Source organism: Cellulomonas sp. 73-92 (assembly GCF_001898175.1).
Lineage (GTDB): Bacteria > Actinomycetota > Actinomycetes > Actinomycetales > Cellulomonadaceae > Cellulomonas.
The window spans coordinates 60,774-85,059 of record NZ_MKTH01000018.1 but is presented as its reverse complement, the minus strand read 5'-3'; the positions used below and the strand labels follow the sequence as shown (position 1 = coordinate 85,059).

26 protein-coding genes and 4 tRNA genes are annotated in these 24,286 nt (G+C 74.2%); 18 read left to right on the top strand and 12 right to left on the bottom strand.

Going from position 1 to position 24,286, the window contains the following annotated elements:
• Positions 1–59: 59 nt before the first annotated feature.
• Positions 60–209 carry a hypothetical protein gene (locus BGO37_RS13130; RefSeq protein ID WP_291755545.1) on the top strand — a complete coding sequence of 50 codons (150 nt, stop codon included), beginning with the start codon at positions 60–62 and terminating at the stop codon, positions 207–209.
• 125 nt (positions 210–334) lie between these two features.
• Here the strand turns inward: BGO37_RS13130 and BGO37_RS13125 are convergent, their stop codons facing one another.
• Positions 335–1,675 carry a nicotinate phosphoribosyltransferase gene (locus BGO37_RS13125; protein WP_291755543.1) on the bottom strand — a complete coding sequence of 447 codons (1,341 nt, stop codon included), beginning with the start codon at positions 1,673–1,675 and terminating at the stop codon, positions 335–337.
• Positions 1,676–1,765: 90 nt separating this feature from the next.
• Between BGO37_RS13125 and murI the strand changes: the two genes are divergently transcribed.
• From murI to BGO37_RS13095, 6 genes are all read left to right on the top strand, one after another.
• On the top strand, positions 1,766–2,578 hold the full coding sequence (gene murI / locus BGO37_RS13120; RefSeq protein WP_291755541.1) for a glutamate racemase: 813 nt from the start codon (positions 1,766–1,768) through the stop codon (positions 2,576–2,578).
• Entirely contained in the window at positions 2,575–3,366 is a 792-nt protein-coding gene (locus BGO37_RS13115) for an MBL fold metallo-hydrolase (RefSeq protein ID WP_291755538.1), read from the top strand. The genes murI and BGO37_RS13115 overlap by 4 nt, the downstream gene beginning before the upstream one ends.
• A 171-nt stretch (positions 3,367–3,537) precedes the next feature.
• Positions 3,538–4,455 carry a hypothetical protein gene (locus tag BGO37_RS13110; protein ID WP_291755537.1) on the top strand — a complete coding sequence of 306 codons (918 nt, stop codon included), beginning with the start codon at positions 3,538–3,540 and terminating at the stop codon, positions 4,453–4,455.
• A gap of 190 nt (positions 4,456–4,645) precedes the next feature.
• A complete protein-coding gene (gene rph / locus BGO37_RS13105; protein ID WP_291755535.1) occupies positions 4,646–5,428 on the top strand; it encodes a ribonuclease PH in 783 nt (260 codons plus the stop codon).
• Positions 5,425–6,042: an RdgB/HAM1 family non-canonical purine NTP pyrophosphatase gene (rdgB, locus tag BGO37_RS13100; protein WP_291755533.1), complete on the top strand. Its 618-nt coding sequence runs from the start codon at positions 5,425–5,427 to the stop codon at positions 6,040–6,042. Before rph ends, rdgB begins: the two co-directional genes overlap by 4 nt.
• Positions 6,042–7,670, top strand: coding sequence for an ABC-F family ATP-binding cassette domain-containing protein (locus BGO37_RS13095; protein ID WP_291755531.1), 1,629 nt, complete (start codon positions 6,042–6,044; stop codon positions 7,668–7,670). The genes rdgB and BGO37_RS13095 overlap by 1 nt, the downstream gene beginning before the upstream one ends.
• A gap of 14 nt (positions 7,671–7,684) precedes the next feature.
• Here BGO37_RS13095 and BGO37_RS13090 read toward each other — a convergent pair whose 3' ends face one another.
• Positions 7,685–8,248 carry an NUDIX hydrolase family protein gene (locus BGO37_RS13090; RefSeq protein WP_291755530.1) on the bottom strand — a complete coding sequence of 188 codons (564 nt, stop codon included), beginning with the start codon at positions 8,246–8,248 and terminating at the stop codon, positions 7,685–7,687.
• Between the two features lie 122 nt (positions 8,249–8,370).
• Here BGO37_RS13090 and trxA point away from each other — a divergent pair, with 122 nt between their 5' ends.
• Positions 8,371–8,742 carry a thioredoxin gene (trxA, locus tag BGO37_RS13085; RefSeq protein WP_291755528.1) on the top strand — a complete coding sequence of 124 codons (372 nt, stop codon included), beginning with the start codon at positions 8,371–8,373 and terminating at the stop codon, positions 8,740–8,742.
• A 64-nt stretch (positions 8,743–8,806) separates the two neighbouring features.
• On the opposite strand, the gene panD is transcribed toward trxA, so the two are convergent.
• From panD to bcp, 3 genes are all read right to left on the bottom strand, one after another.
• The gene (gene panD, locus BGO37_RS13080) at positions 8,807–9,190 is read right to left on the bottom strand and encodes an aspartate 1-decarboxylase (RefSeq protein WP_367188111.1); all 384 of its coding nucleotides are present in this window, start codon (positions 9,188–9,190) and stop codon (positions 8,807–8,809) included.
• A 35-nt stretch (positions 9,191–9,225) separates the two neighbouring features.
• A tRNA-Leu gene (locus tag BGO37_RS13075) sits at positions 9,226–9,311 on the bottom strand.
• A 13-nt stretch (positions 9,312–9,324) separates the two neighbouring features.
• Positions 9,325–9,804, bottom strand: coding sequence for a thioredoxin-dependent thiol peroxidase (gene bcp / locus BGO37_RS13070; protein ID WP_291755527.1), 480 nt, complete (start codon positions 9,802–9,804; stop codon positions 9,325–9,327).
• Between the two features lie 107 nt (positions 9,805–9,911).
• Here bcp and BGO37_RS13065 point away from each other — a divergent pair, with 107 nt between their 5' ends.
• From BGO37_RS13065 to BGO37_RS13040, 6 genes are all read left to right on the top strand, one after another.
• Entirely contained in the window at positions 9,912–10,208 is a 297-nt protein-coding gene (locus BGO37_RS13065) for a co-chaperone GroES (protein WP_291755834.1), read from the top strand.
• Between the two features lie 48 nt (positions 10,209–10,256).
• Positions 10,257–10,332: transfer RNA gene (locus BGO37_RS13060), tRNA-Lys, on the top strand.
• A gap of 243 nt (positions 10,333–10,575) precedes the next feature.
• Entirely contained in the window at positions 10,576–11,739 is a 1,164-nt protein-coding gene (locus BGO37_RS13055) for a pyridoxal phosphate-dependent aminotransferase (RefSeq protein WP_291755525.1), read from the top strand.
• Between the two features lie 50 nt (positions 11,740–11,789).
• Complete coding sequence (locus BGO37_RS13050) at positions 11,790–12,725, top strand: hypothetical protein (RefSeq protein WP_291755524.1); 936 nt, start codon at positions 11,790–11,792, stop codon at positions 12,723–12,725.
• A gap of 66 nt (positions 12,726–12,791) precedes the next feature.
• Positions 12,792–12,867: transfer RNA gene (locus BGO37_RS13045), tRNA-His, on the top strand.
• 58 nt (positions 12,868–12,925) lie between these two features.
• Entirely contained in the window at positions 12,926–13,507 is a 582-nt protein-coding gene (locus BGO37_RS13040; protein ID WP_291755522.1) for a GNAT family N-acetyltransferase, read from the top strand.
• 6 nt (positions 13,508–13,513) lie between these two features.
• Here BGO37_RS13040 and orn read toward each other — a convergent pair whose 3' ends face one another.
• From orn to BGO37_RS13025, 3 genes are all read right to left on the bottom strand, one after another.
• Positions 13,514–14,158: an oligoribonuclease gene (orn, locus tag BGO37_RS13035; RefSeq protein WP_291755520.1), complete on the bottom strand. Its 645-nt coding sequence runs from the start codon at positions 14,156–14,158 to the stop codon at positions 13,514–13,516.
• A gap of 30 nt (positions 14,159–14,188) precedes the next feature.
• Positions 14,189–14,461, bottom strand: a complete 273-nt coding sequence (locus BGO37_RS13030) for a hypothetical protein (protein WP_291755519.1) — start codon at positions 14,459–14,461, stop codon at positions 14,189–14,191.
• 1 nt (position 14,462) lies between these two features.
• A tRNA-Arg gene (locus BGO37_RS13025) sits at positions 14,463–14,535 on the bottom strand.
• Between the two features lie 355 nt (positions 14,536–14,890).
• Here BGO37_RS13025 and BGO37_RS13020 point away from each other — a divergent pair.
• Both BGO37_RS13020 and BGO37_RS13015 read left to right on the top strand, forming a co-directional pair.
• Positions 14,891–15,379, top strand: a complete 489-nt coding sequence (locus tag BGO37_RS13020; RefSeq protein ID WP_291755518.1) for a hypothetical protein — start codon at positions 14,891–14,893, stop codon at positions 15,377–15,379.
• A gap of 139 nt (positions 15,380–15,518) precedes the next feature.
• Positions 15,519–16,292: a DUF1206 domain-containing protein gene (locus tag BGO37_RS13015; RefSeq protein WP_291755516.1), complete on the top strand. Its 774-nt coding sequence runs from the start codon at positions 15,519–15,521 to the stop codon at positions 16,290–16,292.
• Here the strand turns inward: BGO37_RS13015 and BGO37_RS13010 are convergent.
• Entirely contained in the window at positions 16,277–17,788 is a 1,512-nt protein-coding gene (locus BGO37_RS13010; protein WP_291755514.1) for a phosphatase PAP2 family protein, read from the bottom strand. The genes BGO37_RS13015 and BGO37_RS13010 overlap by 16 nt on opposite strands.
• A gap of 48 nt (positions 17,789–17,836) precedes the next feature.
• Positions 17,837–18,529 (bottom strand): FadR/GntR family transcriptional regulator, encoded by a 693-nt coding sequence (locus BGO37_RS13005; protein ID WP_291755513.1) that lies wholly within the window; start codon positions 18,527–18,529, stop codon positions 17,837–17,839.
• A 220-nt stretch (positions 18,530–18,749) separates the two neighbouring features.
• Here BGO37_RS13005 and BGO37_RS13000 point away from each other — a divergent pair, with 220 nt between their 5' ends.
• Positions 18,750–19,238, top strand: coding sequence for a gluconokinase (locus tag BGO37_RS13000; RefSeq protein WP_291755833.1), 489 nt, complete (start codon positions 18,750–18,752; stop codon positions 19,236–19,238).
• A gap of 30 nt (positions 19,239–19,268) precedes the next feature.
• Entirely contained in the window at positions 19,269–20,642 is a 1,374-nt protein-coding gene (locus tag BGO37_RS12995; protein ID WP_291755512.1) for a gluconate:H+ symporter, read from the top strand.
• Between the two features lie 77 nt (positions 20,643–20,719).
• Here the strand turns inward: BGO37_RS12995 and BGO37_RS12990 are convergent, their stop codons facing one another.
• Together BGO37_RS12990 and BGO37_RS12985 are read right to left on the bottom strand one after the other, a co-directional pair.
• Entirely contained in the window at positions 20,720–21,997 is a 1,278-nt protein-coding gene (locus tag BGO37_RS12990) for an endo-1,4-beta-xylanase (protein ID WP_291755510.1), read from the bottom strand.
• Positions 21,998–22,009: 12 nt separating this feature from the next.
• Entirely contained in the window at positions 22,010–24,283 is a 2,274-nt protein-coding gene (locus tag BGO37_RS12985) for a glycoside hydrolase family 3 N-terminal domain-containing protein (RefSeq protein ID WP_291755508.1), read from the bottom strand.
• Positions 24,284–24,286 lie beyond the last annotated feature (3 nt).

The following is a 24,286-nucleotide window of genomic DNA, read 5'->3' as shown; positions in this document are numbered from 1 at the left end:
TGGACCCGGGCGGGACCGTCCCGGCGCCTTTCGTGGGGTAGACCCGGAAGGAGGCCGTCATGCCGGCCTGGCTTCTTCTCATCATCGTCGGAGTGGTGCTGCTGATCCTGGGCGTCGCCATCACGGCGGCGAAGTTCCTCATCTGGATCGGCATCGCCGTGCTGGTCGTCAGCCTGATCATGGGGCTGGCCAGACGCAGCCGCGTGTAGCGACGGCCGGCGGTGGCGCGTGACGCCCGGCGTCCGCGCCGCCGCCGGCAGGCCGCACGGCCGGACGGAGCCGCACGAGGGTCAGCGTCACCGTCGTCGCTCCGCGCGGCGGGGGGACAGAGCCGCTACAGGGTCAGCGTCACCGTCGGCAGGGCCGCCTCGTCGGACGACAGGCGCCGCGCGCCGCGCGGCAGCTCCTCGCGGGAGGCGTGGTGGCGGGCGGTGGCGGTGGCCACCCCGGCCACGCCGGTCCACCGCTCGTCGGGCACGCCGGCGGTCACCAGCGGCACGTGCAGCGGGCGCAGCGCCTCGTCGGGCTCCGTCCGCGCGCGCTCGCGCCACGCGCGCACCGTCGGTTCGGCGCCCGTGACGAGCACCTCCTCGGTGGCGCGCCCGTCCGGCCCGAGCCGGCGCGCGGCCGCCTTCAGGCCGCCGACGCTCGCCTTCGACTGCGACACCTTCGCGACCGGCTGCATGGTGCCGTCGGCCCGCTCGCGGCTGACGAGCTTGTAGACCATGCCGCACGTGGGCGCGCCCGAGCCCGTGACGAGCGACGTCCCGACGCCGTACGAGTCCACCGGCGCGACCGCGAGGGCGGCGATCGCGTACTCGTCGAGGTCGGAGGTGACGACGATCTTCGTGGCGTGCGCGCCGGCCGCGTCCAGCTGGGCGCGGACCTCCTGCGCCTGCACCGCCAGGTCGCCGGAGTCGAGACGCACCGCGCCCAGGCCGGGGCCGGCGATCTCGAGCGCGTGCTGCACGCCCTTCTTGACGTCGTACGTGTCGACCAGGAGCGTGGTGCCGACCCCCGCCTGCGCCACCTGCGAGGCGAAGGCGGACACCTCGTCGTCGTGCAGCAGCGTGAAGGCGTGCGCGGCGGTGCCGATCGTCGGGAGCCCGTAGCGGCGCCCCGCCTCGAGGTTGGAGGTGCCGACGAAGCCGCCGATGATCGCGGCCCGGGCGGCGGCCACCGCGGCGTCCTCGTGCGCGCGGCGCGCGCCCATCTCCAGCACCGGCCGGTCCACCGCGGCGCTCGTCATGCGGCTGGCGGCGGACGCCACCGCGGAGTCGTAGTTGAGGATCGACAGCACGAGCGTCTCGAGCAGCACCGCCTCGGCGAACGTGCCCTCGACCACCATGACGGGCGAGAGCGGGAAGAACGCCTCGCCCTCCGCGTAGCCGACGATGTCGCCGGTGAACCGGTAGTCCGCCAGCCAGGCGAGCGTCGGTTCGTCGACCACCCTCTCGTGCTCCAGCCATGCCAGCTCCGCCTCGCCGAAGCGGAAGTCGGCCAGCGCCTCGAGGACCCGGCCGGTGCCGGCGAGCACGCCGTAGCGGCGCCCGTGCGGCAGCCGGCGCGTGAACACCTCGAAGATGCAGCGCCGGTGCGCGGTGCCGTCGGCGAGCGCGGCCTGCAGCATCGTCAGCTCGTAGCGGTCGGTGAGCAGCGCGGTGCTCGGCGTCATGAGGCGAACCTAGCGCGGGCGGTGGCGGCACCGGTCGACGGCCAGGAGTGGCGGCGAACGGGCCGGGGGCGGGCGGTTAGGGTGGTCGGCGTGAACGGCGCACCGATCGGCATCTTCGACTCCGGCGTCGGGGGCCTGACCGTGGCCAGGGCGATCATCGACCAGCTGCCGCACGAGTCGGTGCTCTACCTCGGCGACACCCTCAACACGCCCTACGGGCCCAAGCCCCTGGCCGCCGTCCGCGCGTTCGCGCTCGCGGCGCTCGACGAGCTCGTCGAGGCCGGCGTGAAGATGCTGGTCATCGCCTGCAACACGGCCTCGTCGGCCATGCTGCGCGACGCGCGGGAGCGGTACACGGTGCGGCACGGCATCCCGGTGGTCGAGGTGATCCTCCCCGCCGCTCGTCGTGCGGTCGCCGCGACCCGGAACGGGAAGGTCGGCGTCATCGGCACCCGCGCCACGATCGACTCCCGGGCGTACGACGACGCCTTCGCCGTGTCGCAGGTCCAGCTCGTCTCACGGGCGTGCCCACGCTTCGTCGAGCTTGTCGAGGCGGGCCAGACGAGCGGGCCGGAGGTGCTGGCCGTCGCCCACGAGTACCTCGACCCGGTGCGGGACGCGGGCGTCGACACGCTCGTGCTCGGCTGCACGCACTACCCGCTGCTCACCGGCGCGATCTCCTACGTCATGGGCGAGGACGTCACGCTCGTCTCCTCCTCGGAGGAGGCCGCCAAGGACGTGTACCGCACGCTCGTCGCGCACGACCTGGCGCGGAGCTCGTCGGCCGGAGACCCGACGCACCGGTTCCTCGCCACGGGCGACCCGGTCTCGTTCGCGACGCTGGCGCGCCGGTTCCTCGGGCCCGAGGTGGACCGGGTGGAGTCCCTGGCGGCGATCCGGTGAGGCTCGTCGTCCTCGGCTGCGCGGGCTCCTTCCCGTCCGCCGCCTCGGCGTGCTCGGCGTACCTCGTCCAGGCGGACGACGAGGCCGGCCGCACCTGGACCGTGCTCCTCGACCTCGGCAACGGCGCGCTGGGGCCGTTGCAGCGGTACGGCGACGTCGCCGCGCTCGACGCGATCGGGCTGAGCCACCTCCACTCCGACCACGTCGCCGACATGGCGGTGCTGTCGGTGGCCCGCCGGTACCGGCCCTCCGGCCCCCTGCCGGCGCTCCCCGTGTGGGGGCCGACGGGGACGGCCGCGCGGCTGGTGGAGCTCGCGGGGGACGACGACCCCGCGGCGAGCACCGACGGGCAGTTCGACGTCCACACGTGGGACCCGGCCGCGCCCGTGGTCGTCGGGCCGATGACGTTGACGCCCGTGGCGATGACCCACTCGGTGCCGTGCTTCGGCGTGCGCGTGACGGGACCCTCGGAGGGCGCCGCGGACCGGTCGGTGACGGTGGCGTACACGGGTGACACCGATGCGGGCGCCGGCCTCGACGCCCTGGCCACCGACGCCGACCTGCTGCTGGCCGAGGCGGCGTTCCACGAGGGGCGCGACGACGCGTTCCGCGGCATCCACCTGACGGCGCGGCGGGCCGGGGAGGCCGCTGCCCGTGGCGGCACCCGCCACCTGGTGCTGACGCACCTGCCGGCGTGGAACGACCCCGCCGCCACGGAGGCCGAGGCCCGTGCGGTGTACGACGGCCTGACGACGCTCGCCGCCCCCGGCGACCGCTTCTACCTGTAGTCGCCGCCGGATCGCCGGCTGCCCCCTGATTCGCCGAGCGCCGCAGTCGTCGTCCGAGTGCCGGTGACGTTGCGGTGGCGCTCGGTGCATGAGTGCGGCGCTCGAGGGTGCCCGGCACGGGCCTGTGGATGGGTGGCGAGTGGGCCGGGCGCGCGGTGGCAGCGTGCGGGCATGCTCGAGACCTTGCGCAGCGCCGGACTCCTCATCGCCGCCGGGGACCCCGGATCGAGGGGCGTCGTCGACACCAGCGCCCTCATCCGCGCGGAGGCTCGCGGACAGGTGCGCCGCATCCGCCGCGGCGCGTACGTCGGGGTCGACCACTGGGCGTCGCTCGACGAGGTGGCGCGTCACGTCCTTGCCGTTCGCGCGGCGCTCGCCTCGCAGCCGGGCGCGACCGTCTCGCACTGGTCGGCTGCGGCTGTTCTCGGGCTCCCGCTCGTCGGCCGACGAGACGTGGACGTGCACCTGACCATCGCGCCGTCGAGCGGCGGGCGCTCGACCCCGGGCGTGCGCCGCCATCAGGTCGCCGCGCGCGCCAATGCCCACGTCGTCGACGGGATCCGCGTGACCCCCGTGGCCCGGACGCTGGTGGACCTCGCACGGGACGCCGGCGTGCTGGCAGCAGTCGTCGCGGGGGATGCCGCGCTGCACGCGGCCCGGGTCACGGCGGGTGATCTGGCCGCCGAGGTCGCGCCGCTCGGCCGGTGCCGCGGCGTCCGTGCCGCGCGCCGCGCGGTCGCCCTGATGGACCCGTCGGCGGAGTCCCCGGGCGAGTCGCTGAGTCGTGTCCGGATGGCGGAGCTGGGCATGCCGCCGCCCGTGCTCCAGCACGAGCTCCGCGACGCCGACGGCTTCGTCGCGCGCGTCGACTTCTGGTGGCCACGGCTCGGTGTCGTCGGTGAGTTCGACGGGCGGGCGAAGTACGGCCTGGCGGGTGATCTGACCGCGGCCGGCGAACGCCTGTGGCAGGAGAAGCTCCGCGAGGACCGCCTTCGTGCGCTCGGGCTCACCGTGGTGCGCTGGACCTGGGACGACGCCTGGCGTGGCGAACCGATGGCCCGCCTGCTCCGCGCGGGCGGCGTCCGGTAGGTGCGCGCGTCGAGCGCCGGTGTCCTTCACCGAGCGCCGCACTCGTTTCCATGGCGCTCGGTGAACGAGTGCGGCGCTCGGCGAATCGCGGCGGGCCGTGGGAGGGGAGGGGGAGGGGCGGTGTGCCGGCGCCGTGGCGGGCGGCCGACGGCGGGCGGGGGTGTCCGGGGCGGCCGATAGGCTCGGTGGCATGAGTCAGTCGCCCGCAGGGCTTCGCGTCGACGGGCGGCGGCCCGACGAGCTGCGTCCCGTCGCCATCACCCGCCACTACCTCGACGCCGGCGAGGGCAGCGTCCTCGTCGAGTTCGGCGGCACCACGGTGCTCTGCGTCGCCAGCTTCACCGAGGGGGTGCCGCGGTGGAAGAAGGGCTCCGGCGAGGGCTGGGTGACGGCCGAGTACGCGATGCTGCCCCGCGCGACGAGCACGCGCTCCGAGCGGGAGTCGGTCAAGGGCCGCGTCGGCGGGCGCACCCATGAGATCTCGCGCCTCGTCGGGCGCAGCCTGCGGGCGATCATCGACATCGCGGCGCTGGGCGAGAACACGGTCGTGCTCGACTGCGACGTGCTCCAGGCCGACGGCGGCACGCGCACCGCGTCGATCACGGGCGCGTACGTGGCGCTCGCGGACGCCGTGGCGTGGGCGGCGACCCGGGGGCTCGTGCGGGCCGGCGCCGACGTGCTGCACGACTCGGTGTCGGCGGTCAGCGTCGGCATCATCGACGGCGTGCCGATGCTCGACCTGCCCTACGTCGAGGACGTCCGCGCCGAGACCGACATGAACGTCGTCGTCACGGGCGCCGGCCGGTTCGTCGAGGTGCAGGGCACCGCAGAGCACGCGCCCTTCGACCGCGACGAGCTGAACGCCCTCCTCGACCTCGCCCTCGGCGGCAACGCCCGCCTCGCGGCGCTGCAGGCCGAGGCGCTGGCCGCCGCCCCCGGCACCCGCGTCAGCACGACGACGGGCGAGGCGTGACCGACCCTCGGCTCGTGCTGGCGACGCACAACCGGCACAAGCTCGGCGAGCTGCGCGCGATCCTCCACCCCGCGCTGCCCGGCCTGGACCTTGAGGCGGTCGTCACCGCGGGCGACCTCGGCGTGAGCGATCCCCGCGAGGACGGCGTCACCTTCGAGGAGAACGCCCTGATCAAGGCCCGTGCCGTGGCTCGCGCGACGGGCCTGCCGGCGGTGGCGGACGACTCCGGCCTGGCCGTCGACGTCCTCGGGGGCGCCCCCGGCATCTTCTCGGCGCGCTGGGCGGGGCGGCACGGCGACGACAAGGCCAACCTCGACCTGCTCCTCGCGCAGCTCGCGGACATCGAGGAACCGCACCGGGGTGCCCGCTTCGTCTGCGCCGCCGCGCTGGTCACCCCGGACGGCGTGGAGGTCGTCGAGCACGGCGCCCTCGTCGGCACGCTCGCGGCGGCACCTCGCGGCCGCAACGGGTTCGGCTACGACCCGGTCCTCGTCCCGCTGGGCGACACCCGCACGTGCGCGGAGCTGGCGCCCGACGAGAAGAACGCGATCAGCCACCGCGGGCAGGCGTTCCGCGCGCTCGTCCCCGCGGTGACGCGGGCGCTGGGCGGCTGATGACCGGCGCGGACCCGGCACAGGTCCAGCTGGTCGCCGAGCACGTGACGTTCGGCTACCCGGGTCGCGTCGTGCTCGACGACCTCGACCTCGTCGTGCCCGCCGGGACCCGGCTGGGGCTGGTGGGGGAGAACGGCGCGGGCAAGACGACGCTGCTCCGCGTCCTCGCCGGCGAGCTGGCGCCGCAGCGCGGCGAGGTGCGCCGGCAGGGCACGCTCGCGGTCGTCGAGCAGGAGCTCGAGGCTCCGGACGGCGCCACGATCGACGACGTCCTCGAGCGCTCGCTCGCGGCCGCCCGCACCGCGTCCGACGAGCTGGCGGCCGCGATCGCGGTGTTCGACCACGAGGCGGGCGACACCGGCTGGCTCGCGGCCGCCGTCGCGCGCTACGAGCACCTGGCCGCCTGGGACGCGGACCGCCGCGCCGACGAGGCGCTGACCAGGTTCGGCGCCCCGCGCGACCCGGGCAGGGAGCTCGCCACGCTGTCCGTCGGCGAGCGTTACCGCGTGCGCCTGGCCGCGCGGATCAGCGAGCGCGCCGACCTGCTGCTGCTCGACGAGCCGACGAACCACCTCGACGACGCCGGCGTGGCCTACCTCACGGCGCAGCTGCGCGACTGGCCGGGCGCACTGGTCGTCGTCACGCACGACCGCCAGCTGCTCGACGACGTCATGACCGGGATCCTCGACCTCGACCCTGCGATGGACGGGCGCCCCGCGCTCTACGGCGCGACCCGCTACGCCGACTACCGGTTCGCCAAGGACCAGATGCTGCGGCGCTGGCGGGCGCGGTACCGGATGGAGCGCAAGAAGGCAGGGGCGCTCGCCGAGCGGCTCGACGAGTCCTACGAGGGGCTGTCCGACGCGTGGCGCCCGCCGAAGGGCAGCCAGGGCCACCGTCGGGCCACGCGGGCGCGCTCGCAGGTGAAGACCGTGGACCGGCGCATCCAGAAGCTGGAGGCCGAGGCGGTCGCGGTGCCGGTGCCGCCCCCGGCGATGGCGTTCCCCGACCTGCCGGCGACGCCACGCGTCTACACCGGCGGGCCTCTGCTCGACGTGCGGGCCCCGCGCGTCCGCGGCCGCCTCGACCTGCCGGGTCGCCGCATCGCGCTGCCGCCGTGCGGCCGGCTGCTCGTCACGGGCCCCAACGGCTCGGGCAAGTCGACGCTGCTGGCCGTGCTGGCAGGCTCGCTCGTGCCGGACCGCGGGACCCGCGCGGTGGCGCCGGGCACCCGGCTCGGCGTGCTCGTCCAGGAGCGGGACGACGAACCCGCGGGCTCGTCGTTCGACGCGTACGCGAGCCACGCGCTGCGGCTCCTCGACGCCGGGGCGCTCGACCCCGACGAGCTGGTCCCCGTGGCGGCGCTGGGGCTCCTGTCGGAGGAGGACCTCGACCGTCCGCTCGGCGACCTCTCGGTGGGCCAGCGCCGCCGCTTCGAGCTGGCACGGGCGCTGCTGCACGCGCCGCACGTGCTCGTCCTCGACGAGCCGACGAACCACCTGTCCGTCGCGCTGGTCGACGAGCTGACGGCGGCGCTGCGCGCCACCAGCGCGGCCGTCGTCGTCGCCACGCACGACCGGAAGATGCGCGCCGACCTGGCCGACTGGCCGCACCTCGACCTCGGCTGACCGGCCGGGGTGTCCTACGGCATGCGGCCGACCCAGGCCATCGCCTGGCGCAGCAGCAGGCCCCGCCCGCCCGCCATCTCCACCTGCGCGGTGTCGGCGCACGCCTCCTCCGGTGTGAGCCAGGCGAGGTCGAGGGCGTCCTGCTGCGGGCGGCAGTCGCCGAGCATCGGCACCACGTAGGCGAGCGACACCGCGTGCTGCCGCGGGTCGTGGTACGAGGTCACGCCGAGCGTCGGCAGGTACTCGGCGACGGTGAACGGCTGCGGCGAGGACGGGATCTGCGGCAGCGCCATCGGGCCGAGGTCCTTCTCGATGTGCCGCAGCAGGGCGTCGCGCACCCGCTCGTGGAACATGACGCGTCCCGAGACCAGGTCGCGGGTCATCGCGCCCGAGCCCGTGACGCGCAGCAGCAGGCCGACGGCGATGACGTCCCCGCTGTCGTCCACGCGCACCGGGACGACGTCGACGTACAGCATCGGGAGCGTCGCCCGGGCCTGGGCGAGGTCGCGCTCGGAGAGCCAGCCGGAGGGTTGCTCCGGTTCCCCCGGGTCGCTCGGGAACTCGAAGGTGTCGGTCACCGTGCTGTTCTACCGTGAGGCGGGCACGGCCGGGAGGGCGGCGCGCACGACGAGATGCGGAATAGCCGCGGGGCCCGGCGCGCTGAAGAGGCGAGTACCACGGAACCGAGGAGAGCAACCGTATGGCCACCACCATCCTGACCGGCGACACGATCGGCGCCACCGTCAAGGACAACGACATCGTGCTCGTCGACTTCTGGGCTACCTGGTGCCCGCCCTGCCGGATGTTCGGCCCGATCTTCGAGCAGGCGTCCGAGAAGCACGAGGGCATCGTGTTCGGCAAGGTCGACACGGACGCCGAGCAGGAGCTCGCGGCGGAGCTGCAGATCACGTCGATCCCGACGCTGATGGCGTTCCGCGACGGGATCCTCGTCTACAACCAGCCCGGCGCGCTGCCCGCCCCCGCGCTGGAGCAGGTGATCAGCGCCGTGAAGGACCTCGACATGGACGAGGTCCGCAAGCAGATCTCCGAGCGGGAGACCGCCAAGGCCTGACCGGCCGATCAGCCGCGAACGCCCTGCCCCGGTGACGGGGGCAGGGCGTTCGTCGTGCGGGGGGTCAGAGGCGGTCGGTCGCCGGGGCGTGCTCCACGACGTCGTTGTGCTCGTCGACCACGACGACGATCGGCCTGTGCTCGTGGGCCTCGGCGTCGCTCATCACGCCGTAGGCGATGACGATCACGCGGTCGCCGACCGTCACCAGGTGGGCGGCGGCACCGTTGATCTTGACGTCACGCGCCCCGCGCGGGCCGGGGATCGCGTAGGTGGTCAGGCGCGCGCCGTTGTCGATGTCGAGGACGTCCACCTGCTGGTTCGCCAGGATGTCCGCGGCCTCCATGAGGTCCGGGTCGATCGTGATGGAGCCGACGTACTCGAGGTCGGCCTGGGTCACGGTGGCCCGGTGGATCTTCGACAGCATCATGGGGCGTTGCAGCGTGCTCACACCCACGATCCTAGGCGCGGCGGCGCGGGTCGCCGTGGTGCGGGAGACGGGACTCGAACCCGCACGCCCTCTCGGGCACCAGGACCTAAACCTGGCGTGGCTACCGTTTCACCACTCCCGCGCGGCCGATTGTCTCAGGAGGTGGCGACCGGCAGGCCGAGGTCGGCCAGCAGGCGCCCGACGTGCCCGGTGGCGCGCACGTTGTACTGCGCCAGCTCGACGTGGCCGTCCGGGTCGACGACCACCGTCGAGCGGATCACGCCGGTGATGAGCCGCCCGTAGAGGGTCTTCTCGCCCCAGGCGCCCCATTCCTCGAGCACCGCGTGGTCCTCGTCGGAAAGCAGCGGGTACTGCAGGGTCTCGTCGGCCGCGAACGACGCGAGCCGCGCCGGGCTGTCCGGCGAGACGCCGACGAGCCGGTAGCCGGCGGCCGCCAGGACTGCGGACGCGTCGCGGAAGTTCACCGCCTCCAGGGTGCAGCCCGGGGTGCCGGCGGCGGGGTAGAAGTACACGATGACGTGCGTCCCCCGCAGGTCGGACAGCGTGACGGACCCGCCGTCCGCGGTGGGCAGGGTGAAGTCGGGGGCGAGGTCGCCGGCGGTCAGTCGCGGCACGGGGACTCCTCGGGGAAGGGCCGTTTTCGACCAGCCTAGGGGGTGCGGGTACGGTCCCGTCTGTGACCGCCTCGACCGACCCGGCGCACGACGAGCTGCCGATCCGGATGCTCAACGACAGGGTGCTCGTCGCCGTCGACGGCGAGGCGGCCGAGCGGCGTTCGGCCAGCGGGATCGTCATCCCCGCGACCGCCGCGGTCGGTCGCCGGCTGGCGTGGGCGAGGGTCGTGGCGGTGGGCCAGCACGTGCGCCAGGTGGCCGTCGGCGACCGCATCCTGTTCGACCCCGAGGACCGGGCCGAGGTGGAGCTCGCGGGCGACACCTACCTGCTGCTGCGGGAGAAGGACGTGCACGCCGTGGCCGAGCCCCACGGCGAGGGGCAGGGCACGGGGCTGTACCTGTGACCAGCGGTTTCGCGTCGGTCGACCGGGGCTGGTAATCTTCTTCACCGCGCACCGCTAGCTCAACTGGCAGAGCAGCTGACTCTTAATCAGCGGGTTCAGGGTTCAAGTCCCTGGCGGTGTACCACTCACGAGGCCGTCGTCCGTTCCGGATGGCGGCCTTCGTCATTCCGTGCTGGACGGGTCGGGCGGCAGCACGTCGGCGGCCTGAGCGGTGGTCCAGACGGTCCGGGCCAGCGGGTCGCGGGTGAACCGCACGCCCGCGGCACGGTCCGCGTGCTGCACCAGGCGGTACACCCCGATGCCGATGAGGACGCCGCCGACGAGGACGAGGCTCCAGCCGAGGAACGCACCGCCCTACGCTGGGCCGGTGCACCTCGCCGCCCGCGCCACCGCCGACGGCACCCCCAACGCCCTCGCGGTGGCCCGGGCGGAGCTGCGGGCCAGGGGCGTCGATGTCCTCGACCTCACCGACTCCAACCCCACCCGCCACGGCCTGACGCACCCCGGCGTGCTGGAGGCGGTGCGGCGGGCCACGTCGCGCGCGGGTCGCTACGCGCCGGACCCCCGGGGGCCGGTCGTCGCGCGGGAGGCCCTGGCCGCCCGGTTCGGCGGCGGTCCCGACGACTACTTCCTCACCGCCAGCACGTCCGAGGCGTACGGCTGGCTGCTGACGCTCCTGGCGGACCCCGGTGAGACCGTCGCGATCCCGGCACCCGGCTACCCGCTCGTCGAGCCGCTCGCCCGCCTCGCGGCGGTCCGGACCACCGAGTACCCGCTGCACTACGTGCACCCCTACGGTTGGTCGACGGACACCACGGCGCTGGCCCGGGTGGCCGCGCGCGACGAGGTTCGCGGGGTCGTCGTCGTCAACCCGGGCAACCCGACGGGCGCCTACGTGGCCGACGACGAGCGCGCCCCGCTCGTCGAGGCCGCGCGGGCCGGGGGAGCGGCGCTGGTCTCCGACGAGGTCTTCGGCCCCTTCCACCTCGACGGCCGGCCGCGCACCCTCGCCGGCGAGGAGCGCGTGCCGACGTTCGCGCTCGACGGGCTGTCCAAGCTCCTGTGCGCGCCGCAGCTCAAGCTCGGCTGGGTGCGGGTGTCCGGGCCGCACGACGAGGCCGCGGCGGCTGTCGCCGCGCTGGAGACCATCGCCGACACGTATCTGTCGGTGGGGGCGCCGGTCGCCCTGGCGCTGCCGGACCTGCTCGCCCTGGCGGACGACGCGGTGGCGGCGACCCGCGAACGGCTCGTCGGGAACCTCGCCACCGCCCGCGCCCTGCTCGACGACGGCGGCTGGCGCGTGCGCCGCTGCGAGGGCGGCTGGACCGTGCTGGTCGACGCGCCGCGGTGGCGGCCCGACGACGAGCTCGCCCTCCACCTGCTGCGCGAGGCCCACCTGTCCGTGCACCCCGGCTGGTTCTACGACCTGCCGACGCCGGGTGCCCTCGCGCTGTCCCTGCTGCCGGAGCCCGCGGCCTTCGCCGAGGGGTGCCGACGGCTTCGCGCCGCCGTGGACGCCCTCGGCGCCTGAGCGCCGGACGCCTTCCCCGGCCTCGTCGGGCGCCTAGGTACGCTTCCCGGGTGACGACGCCGCCTTCCGGATCAGCCCGACTGGCGCTCGCGACCTGCGCGGAGCTGCCCGACCTCGACCCCGACGACCAGCTGCTGCGCGACGAGCTCGTCGGGCGTGGCATCCCCGTCGACGTCGCCGTGTGGGACGACCCGACGATCGACTGGGCGTCGTACCAGCACGTCGTCGTGCGCAGCACCTGGGACTACACCGAGCGCCAGGCGCAGTTCGTCGACTGGACGCGCCGCGTGGAGCAGACGAGCGAGCTGCTCAACCCCGCCGACGTCATCGCCTGGAACACGGACAAGACCTACCTGGCGGACCTCGAGGAGCGCGGGCTGCCGATCGTGCCGACGATCTGGCTCGACCCGGCCACCAACATGACGTCCCGCGCCATCAACTCGCGGCTGCCGGCGTTCGGCGAGTTCGTCATCAAGCCGACCATCAGCGCCGGCTCGCGCGACACCGGTCGCTACGACGCCTCCGCCACGCAGCAGCGGATGCTCGCGATCACCCACGCCAAGAACCTCATGGCCGTCGGCCGGCACGTCATGCTGCAGCGCTACCTGCGGGGGGTGGACACCGTGGGGGAGACCGGGCTGGTGTTCCTCGACGGGGTCTTCAGCCACGCGGTGCGCAAGAGCGCGCTGCTCTCCGGGCCGTTCCGCCCGGCCGACCTCGACGGCGCGCTCTACCGCGGCGAGGTCATCGCCCCGCGTGAGCCGAGCGCCGAGGAGCGCGAGGTCGGCGGCCGCGTGGTCGAGGCGCTCGCCGACATCTTCCCCGGGGCCCGGCAGCCGTTCCTGTACACGCGCGTGGACGTCATCCCGGACGAGGAGGGGAAGCCGGTGATCCTCGAGGTCGAGCTGACCGAGCCGTCGCTGTTCTTCCAGCACGGCCCCGGCTCGGCGGAGCGCGCCGCCGACGCCATCGCCGCCCGGCTCTGACCGCGTTCTGCGCGGACCCCGCGGGCCGTTACACTTCTCGTCGGCCCGCCGCTGCGGCGGTCCGTGGTGGCTGTAGCTCAGTTGGTAGAGCACCTGGTTGTGGTCCAGGGGGTCGCGGGTTCAAGTCCCGTCAGCCACCCCATCCAAGGCGTCGACCCCACGGTCGGCGCCTTGTCGGTTCTCGGCGCTACCGTGCCCGCATGGCTATCGAGGTGGTTCCCGCCACAGCCGAGCGCTTCGCCGACGTGGCGACGATCGTCGGGCCCCCCGTCCCCGGCGGGCAGGCGTGCTGGTGCCTGGCCAACCGGCTCCGGTCGCCCGAGCGGTCGGCGCTCGGTCCGGGCGGCCAGGAGGCCTACGTCCGAGACCTGTGCAGCCGCGACCTGGCGCCGGGTCTCCTGGCGTACGACAAGGGTCTCGCCGTGGGGTGGGCGGGCGTGGCACCGCGCTCGGAGCTCTTCGCGTTCCGACGCGGTGGGCGGGTCCCGTGGATCGACGAGCGCCCGGTGTGGTCGGTGTTCTGCTTCCGCGTGCTGGGCGGCCACCGGCGACAGGGCGTCGCGAGCGCACTGCTCGCCGGCGGGGTCGAGTTCGCCCGCGGACACGGCGCCCCAGCCCTCGAGGGCTATCCGGTGGACAACGCCGGCGCCCGGATCAACGCGTCCGGGGGCTACGTCGGTACCCGCTCGATGTTCGAGAAGGCGGGCTTCAGCAAGATCTGCGACACCGACTCGGTCTCGGCCGGCGCGCCGCGTGTGCTCATGCGACTGGACTTCGGCTGACCTTGCCTACGCGGGCTGGGTGCCGGCGACCGAGGTCTCGACGATCTGGGCGGCGATCGCCTTGGCGGTGGCCGAGTCGGGGCCGGGCTCCGGCGGCATGAGGGCGGCGCGGTAGTAGCGCAGCTCGTCGATGCTCTCGAGGATGTCGGCCAGCGCACGGTGGCCGCCGCGCTTGGTGGGGGCGTTGAAGTACACGCGCGGGTACCAGCGGCGGGCGAGCTCCTTGATGCTCGACACGTCGATGATCCGGTAGTGCAGGTGCCCGACCAGCTCCGGCATGTCACGGTCCAGGAACGTCTTGTCCGTGCCGACCGAGTTGCCGGCGAGCGGCGCCTTCCCGGCGTCCGGGACCCATCGGCGCACGTACTCGACGACGACCCGCTGCGCCTCGTCGAGCGTCATGCCGGCGGCCAGCTCCTCGAGGAGGCCCGACGAGGTGTGCATCGCGCGCACGTAGTCGTTCATCTGCGCGAGGGCTTCCGCCGGCGGTGCGATGACGACGTCGATCCCGCCGTCGAGCGCACGCAGCTCGGAGTCGGTGACGATCACGGCGACCTCGACCAGGGCGTCGGCCACGAGGTCCAGCCCGGTCATCTCGCAGTCGATCCAGACGATCCGGTCGCTGGTCCCGTTGGCGGCGGTGCTGGTCACGACGTCAGCCTACGGCGAGCCGACGAGACGTCAGCCCGGCGAAGGTCCGTCCGTGGGCTCGTCGGCCCCCGAACCCGGTCCGGGGACGGTGCTGGCCACGCCGGCGGCCGCCGTCGCCAGGACGCCCGCCGCGACGGCGACCCACACCCGCACGCCGGGGAGGGACCCCGCCCAGACCAGGGCGCCGAGCGCCGCGACGCCGACGACGACGCCGAGCGCCAGCCACAGCGCCGCGCGCCGGGCCCAGCGCAGCGCGACGTCCGCGCGCTCGCGCGGGGTCAGCCGGGTGCGGTGACGAGCCATGTGCGCCCGGGGAGACTCGAACTCCCAACCAGCGGATTAGAAGGCCGCTGCTCTATCCATTGAGCTACGGGCGCGGGGGATGGGGAATCAGCTGGGGCGACCCTAGGGCGAAACCAGGGAGAACCTCGGTCCGTTCGGCCATCAACGGGCAAGGCTACCGGGGTGCGCCCCGGGGCACGTTCGCTGCTGAGCGGAGTGGCTCGGGCGGGAGGCCGAGCGCTGGTGACCGACCAACCAGGCACGCACCTGTCAGGAGCACGTTGGCCGGTGTCAACCGTCGGCGAGGCTGAGCAAGTCTCGTTGCGGAAGAGGGAGCACCCGGCGACTGTCGACGGCATCATGACGTCAGGCGGGGCCGGCAAGGCCGGTGACAGGAGATGTCTCGCGGCACCCGACTCCCGCTCCGTCTGGCCCTGAGGAGTGCTTGGCATGGAGCGGCAGCGACAGCGGCTCAGCCCGGATCCATTCGTCATCCCCGGCCAGGTCGCTGCCGCTCCGGTGGCGCCGCTGCACGGAGAGGGCTTCGTGGCGTGCATGGGGTTCTTCCGCGCCTCAACGGAAGGACTCGTCGTCCACCTCGAGGTCCTGGCCCTGCGAGCGGCTCAGCTCGGAGACCTGGCTGGCTTGGGCGCCCCCGGGCGCCCAAGCCTGTCCCTGTGGGCGGAGGGCGGCGGACAGGTCGTGCTGTCGAACATCGTCTCGGGCCACGAGGGTTACCCCGACAGCAGTCAGCCTGTGGTCCGAGCCACGTTCGAGCTGTGGCTGCCTTGGGACCTGTCACAGCCCGATGCTCTCGAGCCGGACATCGTCCTCGCCTGGCCCGAGCGCACGAAGGACGTTCGTCGCGTCCACCTCACGGTTGTCCAGCTGCGCGAGGCCGCGCAAGCCGCTCTCCAGCTGCCCACCGACGGGTCATGAAGGCCGACTCGTTCGGAGGTCTCACAAACACCGTCGGCTCGAACCGCCGTGTCAGGCTCCGGCGGCGCTTGGCGGCCTGGAACGGCCCCGCGCGGACCTCGCCGCGCGCGGGCCTGCCGCCAGTGCGAGTCTGCAAGGCATGGACGACACGGTGCGTGCGTCGGCGGCCAGGGCACAGCGCAGCCCCGCCGTGGAGAAGGGCGCACGGCTGGGCTACGCCGCGAGCGGGCTGCTCCACCTGCTGTTGGGCTGGCTGGCGCTGCAGCTGGTCCTCGGGCACGCGGCGACCGCGGACCAGACCGGGGCGCTGGCAGCGCTTGCCGCGACCGGCCTGGGCAAGGCACTGCTCTGGATCCTGCTCGTCGGCTTCGTCCTGCTCGCCGTATGGCAGCTCGCCGAGGCCGTCGCCCGCCGCGGTCGGAAGCGCGTCACCCCGGCCGCGAAGGCCGTCGTCTACCTGGCCCTGGGGTGGATGGCGTTCCGCGTGCTGCACGGCGCGGCGACGAGCGGGAACCAGCAGTCCGCCGGCACGGCGGCCACGCTGATGTCGCACCCGGGCGGACGCCCCGCCGTGGGGGTGGTGGGCGTGCTGATCGTCGGCGTCGGCCTGCACCACCTGGTCAAGGGCTTCGGCGCGCGATTCCTCGCCGACCTGCGCGAGCACCCCGGGCGCTGGGTCGTCGCCGCTGGGCGCCTCGGCTACGTCGCCAAGGGCATCGCGCTGCTGCTGGTCGGCGGGCTCTTCGTGACGGCGGCGGTCACGGCGGATCCGCAGAAGGCCCAGGGGCTCGACGGTGCGCTGCGGACGCTGCTCCGGCTTCTGCTGGGCCGGTTGGCGCTGACCGTGGTCGCCGTCGGGTTCGCCGCGTACGGCGTCTACTCGTTCGCGCGGGCCCGCTACGCGCGCGTCTGAGTCGGCAGCGGGCGGTCGTCGGTGACGGCCGTCGGCGCGTCGAGCCGGCGCAGGCTCGCGTACGCCAGGCCGGCGCACACGGCACCGACGAGGAGGCCGACGACCACATCCGTCACGTGGTGCATGCCGCGGTAGAGCCGTGAGTAGCCGACCCCGAGGGGCACGAGCACGCACACCACGGTCACGACGACCCTCAGCCACCTGATGTGGATCCGCTGGGCGAGGAGCGCGAGGCTGAACCAGAGGGCGGTGGCGGCGCCGGTGTGGCCGCTCGGGAAGCTCGACGTTGGCGGGGCCTGGTCCAGGTGGGAGACATCGGGCCGTGGGCGCCTGACGATCGCGGTGGTGCCGAGGAAGACGGCCAGCTCGAGCACGACGGCGATCCCGGGGACGATCGCCCACCACCACCGGCGGCTCCACCACCACACCAGCACGATCGCCAGCACCGCGCTGAGCATGATGATCAGGGTGCTGCCGGCGAGGGTGCCGAAGGCGGTCAGCCGGTCCATCGTCGGCGTCCGGCCCGCGGCCAGGGAGCTGTTGACCGCCCGCTCGGCTGGCAGTCCGTGCAGCGGGCCGGTGATGACCAGGCCGATGCCGAGGACCAGCGCGAAGAGCGCGACCGTAGGGAGCGCGGCACGGAACAGGACGTCCCGCGTGACCCGGCGGGGGCTCGGCTCGGCGCCGTGGTCCGCAGGGGTGGCCACCGTGGCCGGGCGCAGGGTGGCCCGAGCGGCGGGCGCCGCGGCTCGGGGCTCGTCCGTCCGGGCCGGACCCGTCGCTGCTCCGGGTTCGCCCGGTGGGGCCGGGGCGGCCCGGACGTCGTCGTCCGCGGGCGCGGCCGGCCCGCGCCCGAGGTATCCCAGCGCCGAGCCGAGCGCGACCGCGCCGCCCAGCAGGTAGCCACCGAGGACGTCCGAGGGGAAGTGGACGCCGAGCAGCACCCGGTCGAGCCCGACGACGAGGGCGCCCGTGACGGCCACCGCCGTGGCGACGGCGCGCCCGCGGCGCCGCCACAGCGGCCACAGCAGGACGAGGAGCGCGATCGCCGCGACCGTGGTGTTCGTGGAATGGCCGGACGGGAAGCTGTAGCCCGGGAGATGGGTGACGGCATCCTCGACCACGGGGCGGGCGCGCCCGACCAGCTGCTTCACGAGATTCCCCAGCGCCCAGCCGATCGCGACGGTGATCACCGCCCACACGGCGCGGGTGCCCAGCCCGCGCCGTCGCCACGCCCACAGGCAGACGAGCCCGACGACGGCGTTCACGCCGAGGGGCAGGAACGCCGCCTGCACGACGAGCAGCACGGAGCGCAGCGTGCCGCTGCTCCGCGTCACGGACGTCGCGGCGCGGACGGCCGCCTCGTCGGCGGCCAGCACGGCCGGCACCCCGACGCGGACGACGAACGCCAGCGCCGCGACCGGGACGGCGAACAGGAGCGAGAAGCCGACGGCTCGCAGCAGCCGCTGCCGACGGGACGGTGACGCGGGGGTCATCCGTGCACGCTAGGGGTCGGGTCGGAAGGGCGCGCGGCGAAGCGTCTGTCAGCCGGCCGCCGGCTCGTCGGGCGCCAGGGCGCGGCGAACCTCGTTGACGATCCGCGCCATCGCCTCCTCGGCGGCCGCCGGGTCGCCGTCCCGCACGGCCGCCGCGACGGCCTCGTGCGCCGCCAGCGCCTCCTCCTCGGGATGCGGGGGCATGAGGCCGTGCTCGGTGCGCCCGCGCAGCACCTCGGCGACCACGTCGGTCAGGGCCGCGAACATCTCGTTTCCGCAGGTCCGCAGCAGCCGTGCGTGGAACTCGATGTCGAGGTCCATGAACTCGGCGAGCCGGCCCGCCTCGCCCAGCTCGCGCATCCGGGCCGTCATGAGGACCAGCTCGGCGCCGTCACGCCGGCCGACGACCGCGGCGGCGGCACGCGCCGCGATCGGCTCGACGGCGATCCGCAGCTCGGTCAGCGTGCGCAGCTGCCCGGCCCGCTGCGGGCCGTCGAGCCGCCAGCGGATGAGGCGCGGCGCGTAGACGTCCCAGTCGGCCCGCGGGCGGACGACGAGCCCCACGCGCCGGCGCGACGTGATGAGGCGCATCGACTCCAGCATCCGCATCGCCTCGCGGGCGACCGTGCGGGAGACGCCGAACCGTGATCCGATCTGTTCCAGGGTCAGGACCGTGCCGGGTGGAGTGTCGCCGCCGGTGATCTCGCGGCCGAGGGTGTCGAGCAGCTCGTCGTGCAGCACCGAGACCCCCCTCCGACGTGCGGTTCCACGTGAGGTTAGCGCCGTGCGGGCCCCCGCAGCATGGCCCGTCCGTCCCACGGGTGTGACGAACACCACACCAAAGGTCATACCTTTCACTTGCGAAAGGTATGACCTTTGCCTCAGAGTGTGGCGGTCATCGACGACAGCGACGACGACGTCAGGAGGGGTCCTCGTGGAGGAGCGACAGCACCTCGTGCTCATGGGCGTGGCCGGGTCCGGCAAGACGACCGTGGCGGCACTGCTCGCCGAGCGGCTGGGGTGGCCCACCGCGGAGGCCGACGAGTTCCACCCGGCCGCCAACGTCGCCAAGATGGCCGCCGGCACCCCGCTGACCGACGACGACCGCTGGCCGTGGCTGCGCGCGATCGCCGCCTGGATCGGCGCGCAGGACGAGGCCGGTCGCAGCTCGATCGTGACGTGCTCAGCCCTCAAGCGCTCCTACCGCGACGTGCTCGCCGCCGCCCCCGGGCGGGTCCGCTTCGTCCACCTGACCGGCGACCCGGCGCTCATCGCCGAGCGGATGGGCCACCGCTCCGGCCACTTCATGCCGACGACCCTGCTGCCCTCGCAGTTCGCCACCCTCGAGCCGCTGCAGCCCGGCGAGGACGGCGTCACCGTCACGGTCGACGCCACGCCCGAGTCCGTCGCCGACGAGGTGCTGCGCGCCCTCGACCTCATGCCCCGCTGAGCACCACCCAACGAAGACGAAGGAGTCGTGATGTTGTCCTTGCTCCAGGCGGCCGACCGGACGACCACTGCGGGCACGCCGCAGCTGGTCGTCGCCGCGGTCGTGGCCATCGCAGCGATCGTGCTGCTCATCGTGTGGCTGAAGCTGCACCCGTTCCTGTCCCTGACGGTCGGCGCCGGCCTCATGGCCGTCGTCGCCGGCGTCCCCTTCGGGAAGGCGTTCGCCAGCTTCACCACCGGCCTCGGCTCGACCGTCGGCAGCACCGGCGTCCTCATCGCCCTCGGCGCGATCATCGGCACGCTGCTGGTGCGCTCGGGCGGGGCCGACGAGGTGGTCGACTCCATCCTCGCCAAGACCCCGGCGAAGCGGCTGCCCTGGGCGCTGGCGCTCGCGGCGTTCGTCATCGGCATCCCGCTGTTCTTCGAGGTCGGCGTGGTGCTGCTCATCCCCGTCGTCATGCTCGCGGCGCGCCGCGCCAAGCTGCCCGTCGTCCTGCTCGGCATCCCGGCCCTGGCCGGCCTGTCCGCGCTGCACGGTCTGGTACCGCCGCACCCCGGGCCGCTGATCGCGATCTCCGCGCTCAACGCCAACCTCGGCACCACCCTCGGCCTCGGCCTGCTCGTCGCCATCCCGACCGTCGCCATCTCCGGGCCGCTGCTGGCCAGGACCATGGCCAAGTGGGTGCCGATCCAGGCGCCCGCGCTGCTCGGCGACGCGACCGTCGTCGAGGGCCGCAAGCGCCCGCGGTTCTCCGTCGCCCTGCTCGTCGTGCTGCTGCCGGTGATCCTCATGCTGCTGGCGACGGTCGTCGAGATCGCCAAGGTCGACACCTCGGCGGCCGGCAAGGTGCTCGTCTTCGTCGGGACCCCGCTGGTCGCCATGCTCATCACGACGCTGCTGGCGATCGTGTTGCTCGGCACCGCGCTCGGGGGCTCCCTGTCGGAGGTCTCGTCGACGGTCGGCTCGTCGTTCGCGCCGATCGCCGGCATCCTGCTCATCGTCGGCGCCGGCGGTGGTTTCAAGCAGACCCTCGTCGACACCGGGGTGGGCGGCGTCATCGCGAACGGCCTGGCTCACTCCGGCCTGCCGGTGCTCCTTGCCGCGTGGCTCGTCGCGGTGCTCATCCGCATCGCCACCGGCTCGGCCACGGTGGCGACGGTGACGGCCTCCGGCATCGTCGCGCCGCTGGCGGCCGGCCTCAGCCCGACGCACGTCGCGCTCATGGTGCTGGCGATCGGCGCCGGCTCGGTGTTCCTCAGCCACGTCAACGACGCGGGGTTCTGGCTGGTCAAGGAGTACTTCGGGATGACCGTCGGGCAGACCTTCAAGACGTGGTCGCTCATGGAGTCCGTGCTCTCCGTGGTCGGGCTCGCCTTCGTCATGCTGCTCGGCCTGGTGGTCTAGCGGCCTGCGGGCACGCCCTGCGACGGGCGGGCCTCCTGCGCGAGGGGGGGAGCGCAGGGGGCCCGCCCGCCGCCGTCTCAGCGCGGCGCCAGGCGGGCCGTCACGGCGGGCGAGCCCGCGGCCAGCGTGACGGAACCGACGTCGCCGGCGGCGGTGACGGTGTAGTCGCCGCGGTAGGCGTCGAGGACGAAGCTCCCCGCGGCGTCGGTGGCCACCGCGTGCGCCGGCAGCCACCACTCGCCCTTGACCAGGGCGTGCAGCGCGTCGTACGACGGCTTGGTGGTCGCATCCCTGCGGACGAAGCCCGAGGGAGCGCCCAGCCACGAGCCGTCGTCGGTGAGGCCCCAGTACGTGGCCGCCTGCACCGCGGGGTGGGCGAAGAGCGTCGTGTAGTGCCGCACCACCTCGTCGGCCTGCCGTTCCTCGCCCTCCGGCGTGGAGGGCCAGTCCGGCACCTGGTAGTCGTTGAGGTCCTCGATCTCGGGCGGCATGAGGTGGCCCGAGAGCAGCGTCGTCTCCGTCATGTGGAGCGGGAGCCCGAACCGCGAGAAGCGCTCGAGCACGTCGAGGGTCTTCTCCTCACCCCAGTACCCCTGGTGCATGTGCGACTGCAGCCCCAGGGCGTCGATCCGGACGCCCGCCGCCAGGCACTCCTCGACCAGGCGCTCGTACGGCGGCGACATGTTGAAGTCGTTGAGCAGCAGCGTCACGCCCGGGTCGGCGGCCCGCGCCGTCTCGAACGCCAGCCGCACCATGGCGAGGCGGCCCTCGCGCTGCGCGAGGCGCGTTACGGCGTTCTCCTCCGCCGTGAACACGGGCAGGATGACGGCCTCGTTGATGGCGTCCCACGTGCGGATGACGCCGGCGAAGTCGGTGACGTCCCGGGTGATGCGCGCCCGGATCGCGGCCTCCACCTCGTCGTCCGACAGCGGCAGCAGCCACTGCGGGGCGAGCGTGTGCCACAGCAGCGGGTGGCCCTTGACCATTACGCCGTGGGCGGCGAACCACTCGGCCGTGGCGCGCAGGCGTGCCGTGTCGGGCCGGCCGCGCTCGGGCTCGAACGAGCGCCAGTAGAACGGCAGCGTCGCGGCGTTGAAGAGGTCCAGGTAGAGCTCGGCGAGCCGCTCGAGGTTCTCGTGCGCACCCCCGAAGACGTTGCGGCGGACCTCCCGCTCGTGGTTGGCCAGGGGGATCAGGTCGAACCCGATGTTGCCGAAGCCGAACTCGTGGCGGCGCTGCTCCACCTGCACCTGCGCGTCCGCGACGGGCCGGCCGGCGGCGTCGAGCACCGTGACCACGGTGCGGGACGTGCGGTGGGCGTAGCGGTCGGGGCGGGGGACGACGACCTCGTGCACGATGACGTCCTCTCAGGCGACGGGCGCCGGGGTGCCGGCGGCGACCTCGGTCCAGCGGGCGTCCGCCGTCGTCACGGGGTGCCGGTCGCCGACGAGCTCGGTGCCCGCCTGCGTCTCCCGGACCTCGCACGACGGCCCCACCCACAGCTCGATCGCACCCGGCTCGACGGCGCGCACCAGGTCGCGACCGGAGAAGGCCAGGCGGGCGGTCGGCACGCGGAAGCGGACCTCCGTCGACTGCCCGGCCTCGAGCTCCACGCGTGCGTACCCGAGCAGCTGGGCCGCGGGCCGCGTGATGGAGGCGACCGGGTCGTGCGCGTAGAGCTGCACCACGTCCGCGCCGGCCCGGGTGCCGGTGTTCCTCACCCGCACCGTGGCCTCGATGACGCCGTCCGTGGCGACGCTCGGGACGGCGACGAGGTCCTCGTGCGTGAAGGTGGTGTACGAGAGGCCGAAGCCGAACGGCCGGGCCGGCGCCGGGTCGAGGTTGGACACCGACGACGCGCCGCCGAGCGGCGGGTGCAGGTAGGAGTAGGGCTGCGCGCCGCCTGAGCCCGGCAGGCTGACGGGCAGCCGGCCGGAGGGGTTGACCCGTCCGGTGAGCACGCCGGCGATCGCCGCCGCGCCCTCCTCGCCGGGGAAGAACGCCTGCAGCACGGCCGCGCACCGGTCCAGGGCCCAGCCCACGGCGTAGGGCCGGCCGGTGACGAGGACGAGCACGACGGGCGTGCCCGTCGCGAGCACAGCCTCGACGAGCGGGCGCTGCACGCCGGGCAGCTCGAGGTCGTCGGTGTCGCAGCCCTCGCCGCACGTGCCGCGCCCGAACAGGCCGGCCTGGTCGCCGACGACCACGACGGCGACGTCGGCCGCCGCGGCGGCGGCGACCGCCTCGTCGAACCCGGAGCGGTCCGCCTCGCTCACGCCGCAGCCGCGCGCGTACGTGACGTCGGCCACCTCGTCCCGCACCGCGGCGAGCACCGTCGGCACGTCGATGCCGAGCGTGACGTCGGGGAAGTTCGGCAGCACGTGGTTGGTGAAGGAGTAGCAGCCGAAGAGCGCCTCGGCGCGGTCGGCGTTGGGGCCGATGACGGCCACGCGCGCGGCCTGCGCCAGCGGCAGCGTCCCGTCGTTCGCGACGAGGACGACGCTCTCCTCCGCCAGCCGGGACGCCAGCGCGCGGTGCTCCGCCGGGTCGAGAGGTCCCGGGTCGGCGCCGGCCTCGTCGAACCGCTCGTCGAGCAGCCCGAGCTCGGCCTTCTGGGTCAGGACGCGCAGCGCTGCCCGGTCGATCAGCGCCTCGTCGAGCGCGCCGGAGCGCACCGCGTCGGCCAGCTGGAGGTACGCGTTGCCGGTCGGCAGCTCGACGTCGATCCCGGCCGTCAGCGCCTGCACCGCCGCGTCGGCCAGGCCGTCCGCGACGCCGTGCAGCGTGGCCAGGAAGGCCACCGCGAAGTAGTCGGCGACGACGACGCCGGTGAAGCCCCATCGGTCGCGCAGGGTCTGCGTCAGCAGCTCCCGGCTCGCGGCGACCGGCAGCCCGTCGATCTCGGCGTACGAGTTCATCACCGAGCGCGCCCCGCCGTCGAGGACGGCCATCTCGAACGGGGGCAGCAGCACGTCCGCCACCTCCCGCGGCCCGGCCGACACCGGGGCGAGGTTGCGGCCCGCGCGCGAGGCCGAGTAGCCGACGAAGTGCTTGAGCGTCGCGACGATCCCGGCGTCCTGCAGACCGCGCACGTAGGCGGTGCCCACCGTGCCGACAAGGTAGGGGTCCTCGCCGATGCACTCCTCGACGCGACCCCAGCGGGCGTCGCGGACGACGTCCAGCAGCGGGGCCAGGCCCTGGTGCACGCCGAGCGAGCGCATGGTGTCGCCGATCGCGCGGCCCATCGCCTGCACCAGGTCGGCGTCGAACGACGCGCCCCACGCCAGCGGAGCGGGGAAGGTCGCGGCCTGCCAGGCGGACAGGCCGGTCAGGCACTCCTCGTGCACCATGGCGGGGATGCCGGGACGGGTGTGCTCGACGAGCCAGCGCTGGCGCTCGCGCAGCGCCTTCGCGGCGGCCACGGGCTCGAGCGGCCGGGTGCCGTAGAACCGCGTGATCTGGCCGAGCCCGTGCTTGGCGAACTCCTCGAAGGGCGGGGTGTCCTGCTCCATCGCGTCCTGCATCGGGGCGACCTCGGCGCCGCCGCCGGCCTCGACCCACACGCCGACCAGCTGGGCCAGCTTCTCCTCGAGCGACAGGCCCGCCAGGACCTCGCGCGCTCGCTCCTCGTGGTTGGTCACAGC

What these genes read in the sequence shown, in the direction of transcription:
- BGO37_RS13130 (WP_291755545.1), top strand. Translation starts at nt 60, where the DNA reads ATGCCGGCCTGGCTTCTTCTCATCATCGTCGGAGTGGTGCTGCTGATC.
- BGO37_RS13125 (WP_291755543.1), bottom strand. Translation starts at nt 1,675, where the DNA reads ATGACGCCGAGCACCGCGCTGCTCACCGACCGCTACGAGCTGACGATG.
- BGO37_RS13110 (WP_291755537.1), top strand. Translation starts at nt 3,538, where the DNA reads ATGCTCGAGACCTTGCGCAGCGCCGGACTCCTCATCGCCGCCGGGGAC.
- rph (WP_291755535.1), top strand. Translation starts at nt 4,646, where the DNA reads ATGAGTCAGTCGCCCGCAGGGCTTCGCGTCGACGGGCGGCGGCCCGAC.
- BGO37_RS13095 (WP_291755531.1), top strand. Translation starts at nt 6,042, where the DNA reads ATGACCGGCGCGGACCCGGCACAGGTCCAGCTGGTCGCCGAGCACGTG.
- trxA (WP_291755528.1), top strand. Translation starts at nt 8,371, where the DNA reads ATGGCCACCACCATCCTGACCGGCGACACGATCGGCGCCACCGTCAAG.
- BGO37_RS13065 (WP_291755834.1), top strand. Translation starts at nt 9,912, where the DNA reads ATGCTCAACGACAGGGTGCTCGTCGCCGTCGACGGCGAGGCGGCCGAG.
- BGO37_RS13040 (WP_291755522.1), top strand. Translation starts at nt 12,926, where the DNA reads ATGGCTATCGAGGTGGTTCCCGCCACAGCCGAGCGCTTCGCCGACGTG.
- BGO37_RS13030 (WP_291755519.1), bottom strand. Translation starts at nt 14,461, where the DNA reads ATGGCTCGTCACCGCACCCGGCTGACCCCGCGCGAGCGCGCGGACGTC.
- BGO37_RS13020 (WP_291755518.1), top strand. Translation starts at nt 14,891, where the DNA reads ATGGAGCGGCAGCGACAGCGGCTCAGCCCGGATCCATTCGTCATCCCC.
- BGO37_RS13015 (WP_291755516.1), top strand. Translation starts at nt 15,519, where the DNA reads ATGGACGACACGGTGCGTGCGTCGGCGGCCAGGGCACAGCGCAGCCCC.
- BGO37_RS13010 (WP_291755514.1), bottom strand. Translation starts at nt 17,788, where the DNA reads ATGACCCCCGCGTCACCGTCCCGTCGGCAGCGGCTGCTGCGAGCCGTC.
- BGO37_RS13000 (WP_291755833.1), top strand. Translation starts at nt 18,750, where the DNA reads ATGGGCGTGGCCGGGTCCGGCAAGACGACCGTGGCGGCACTGCTCGCC.
- BGO37_RS12995 (WP_291755512.1), top strand. Translation starts at nt 19,269, where the DNA reads ATGTTGTCCTTGCTCCAGGCGGCCGACCGGACGACCACTGCGGGCACG.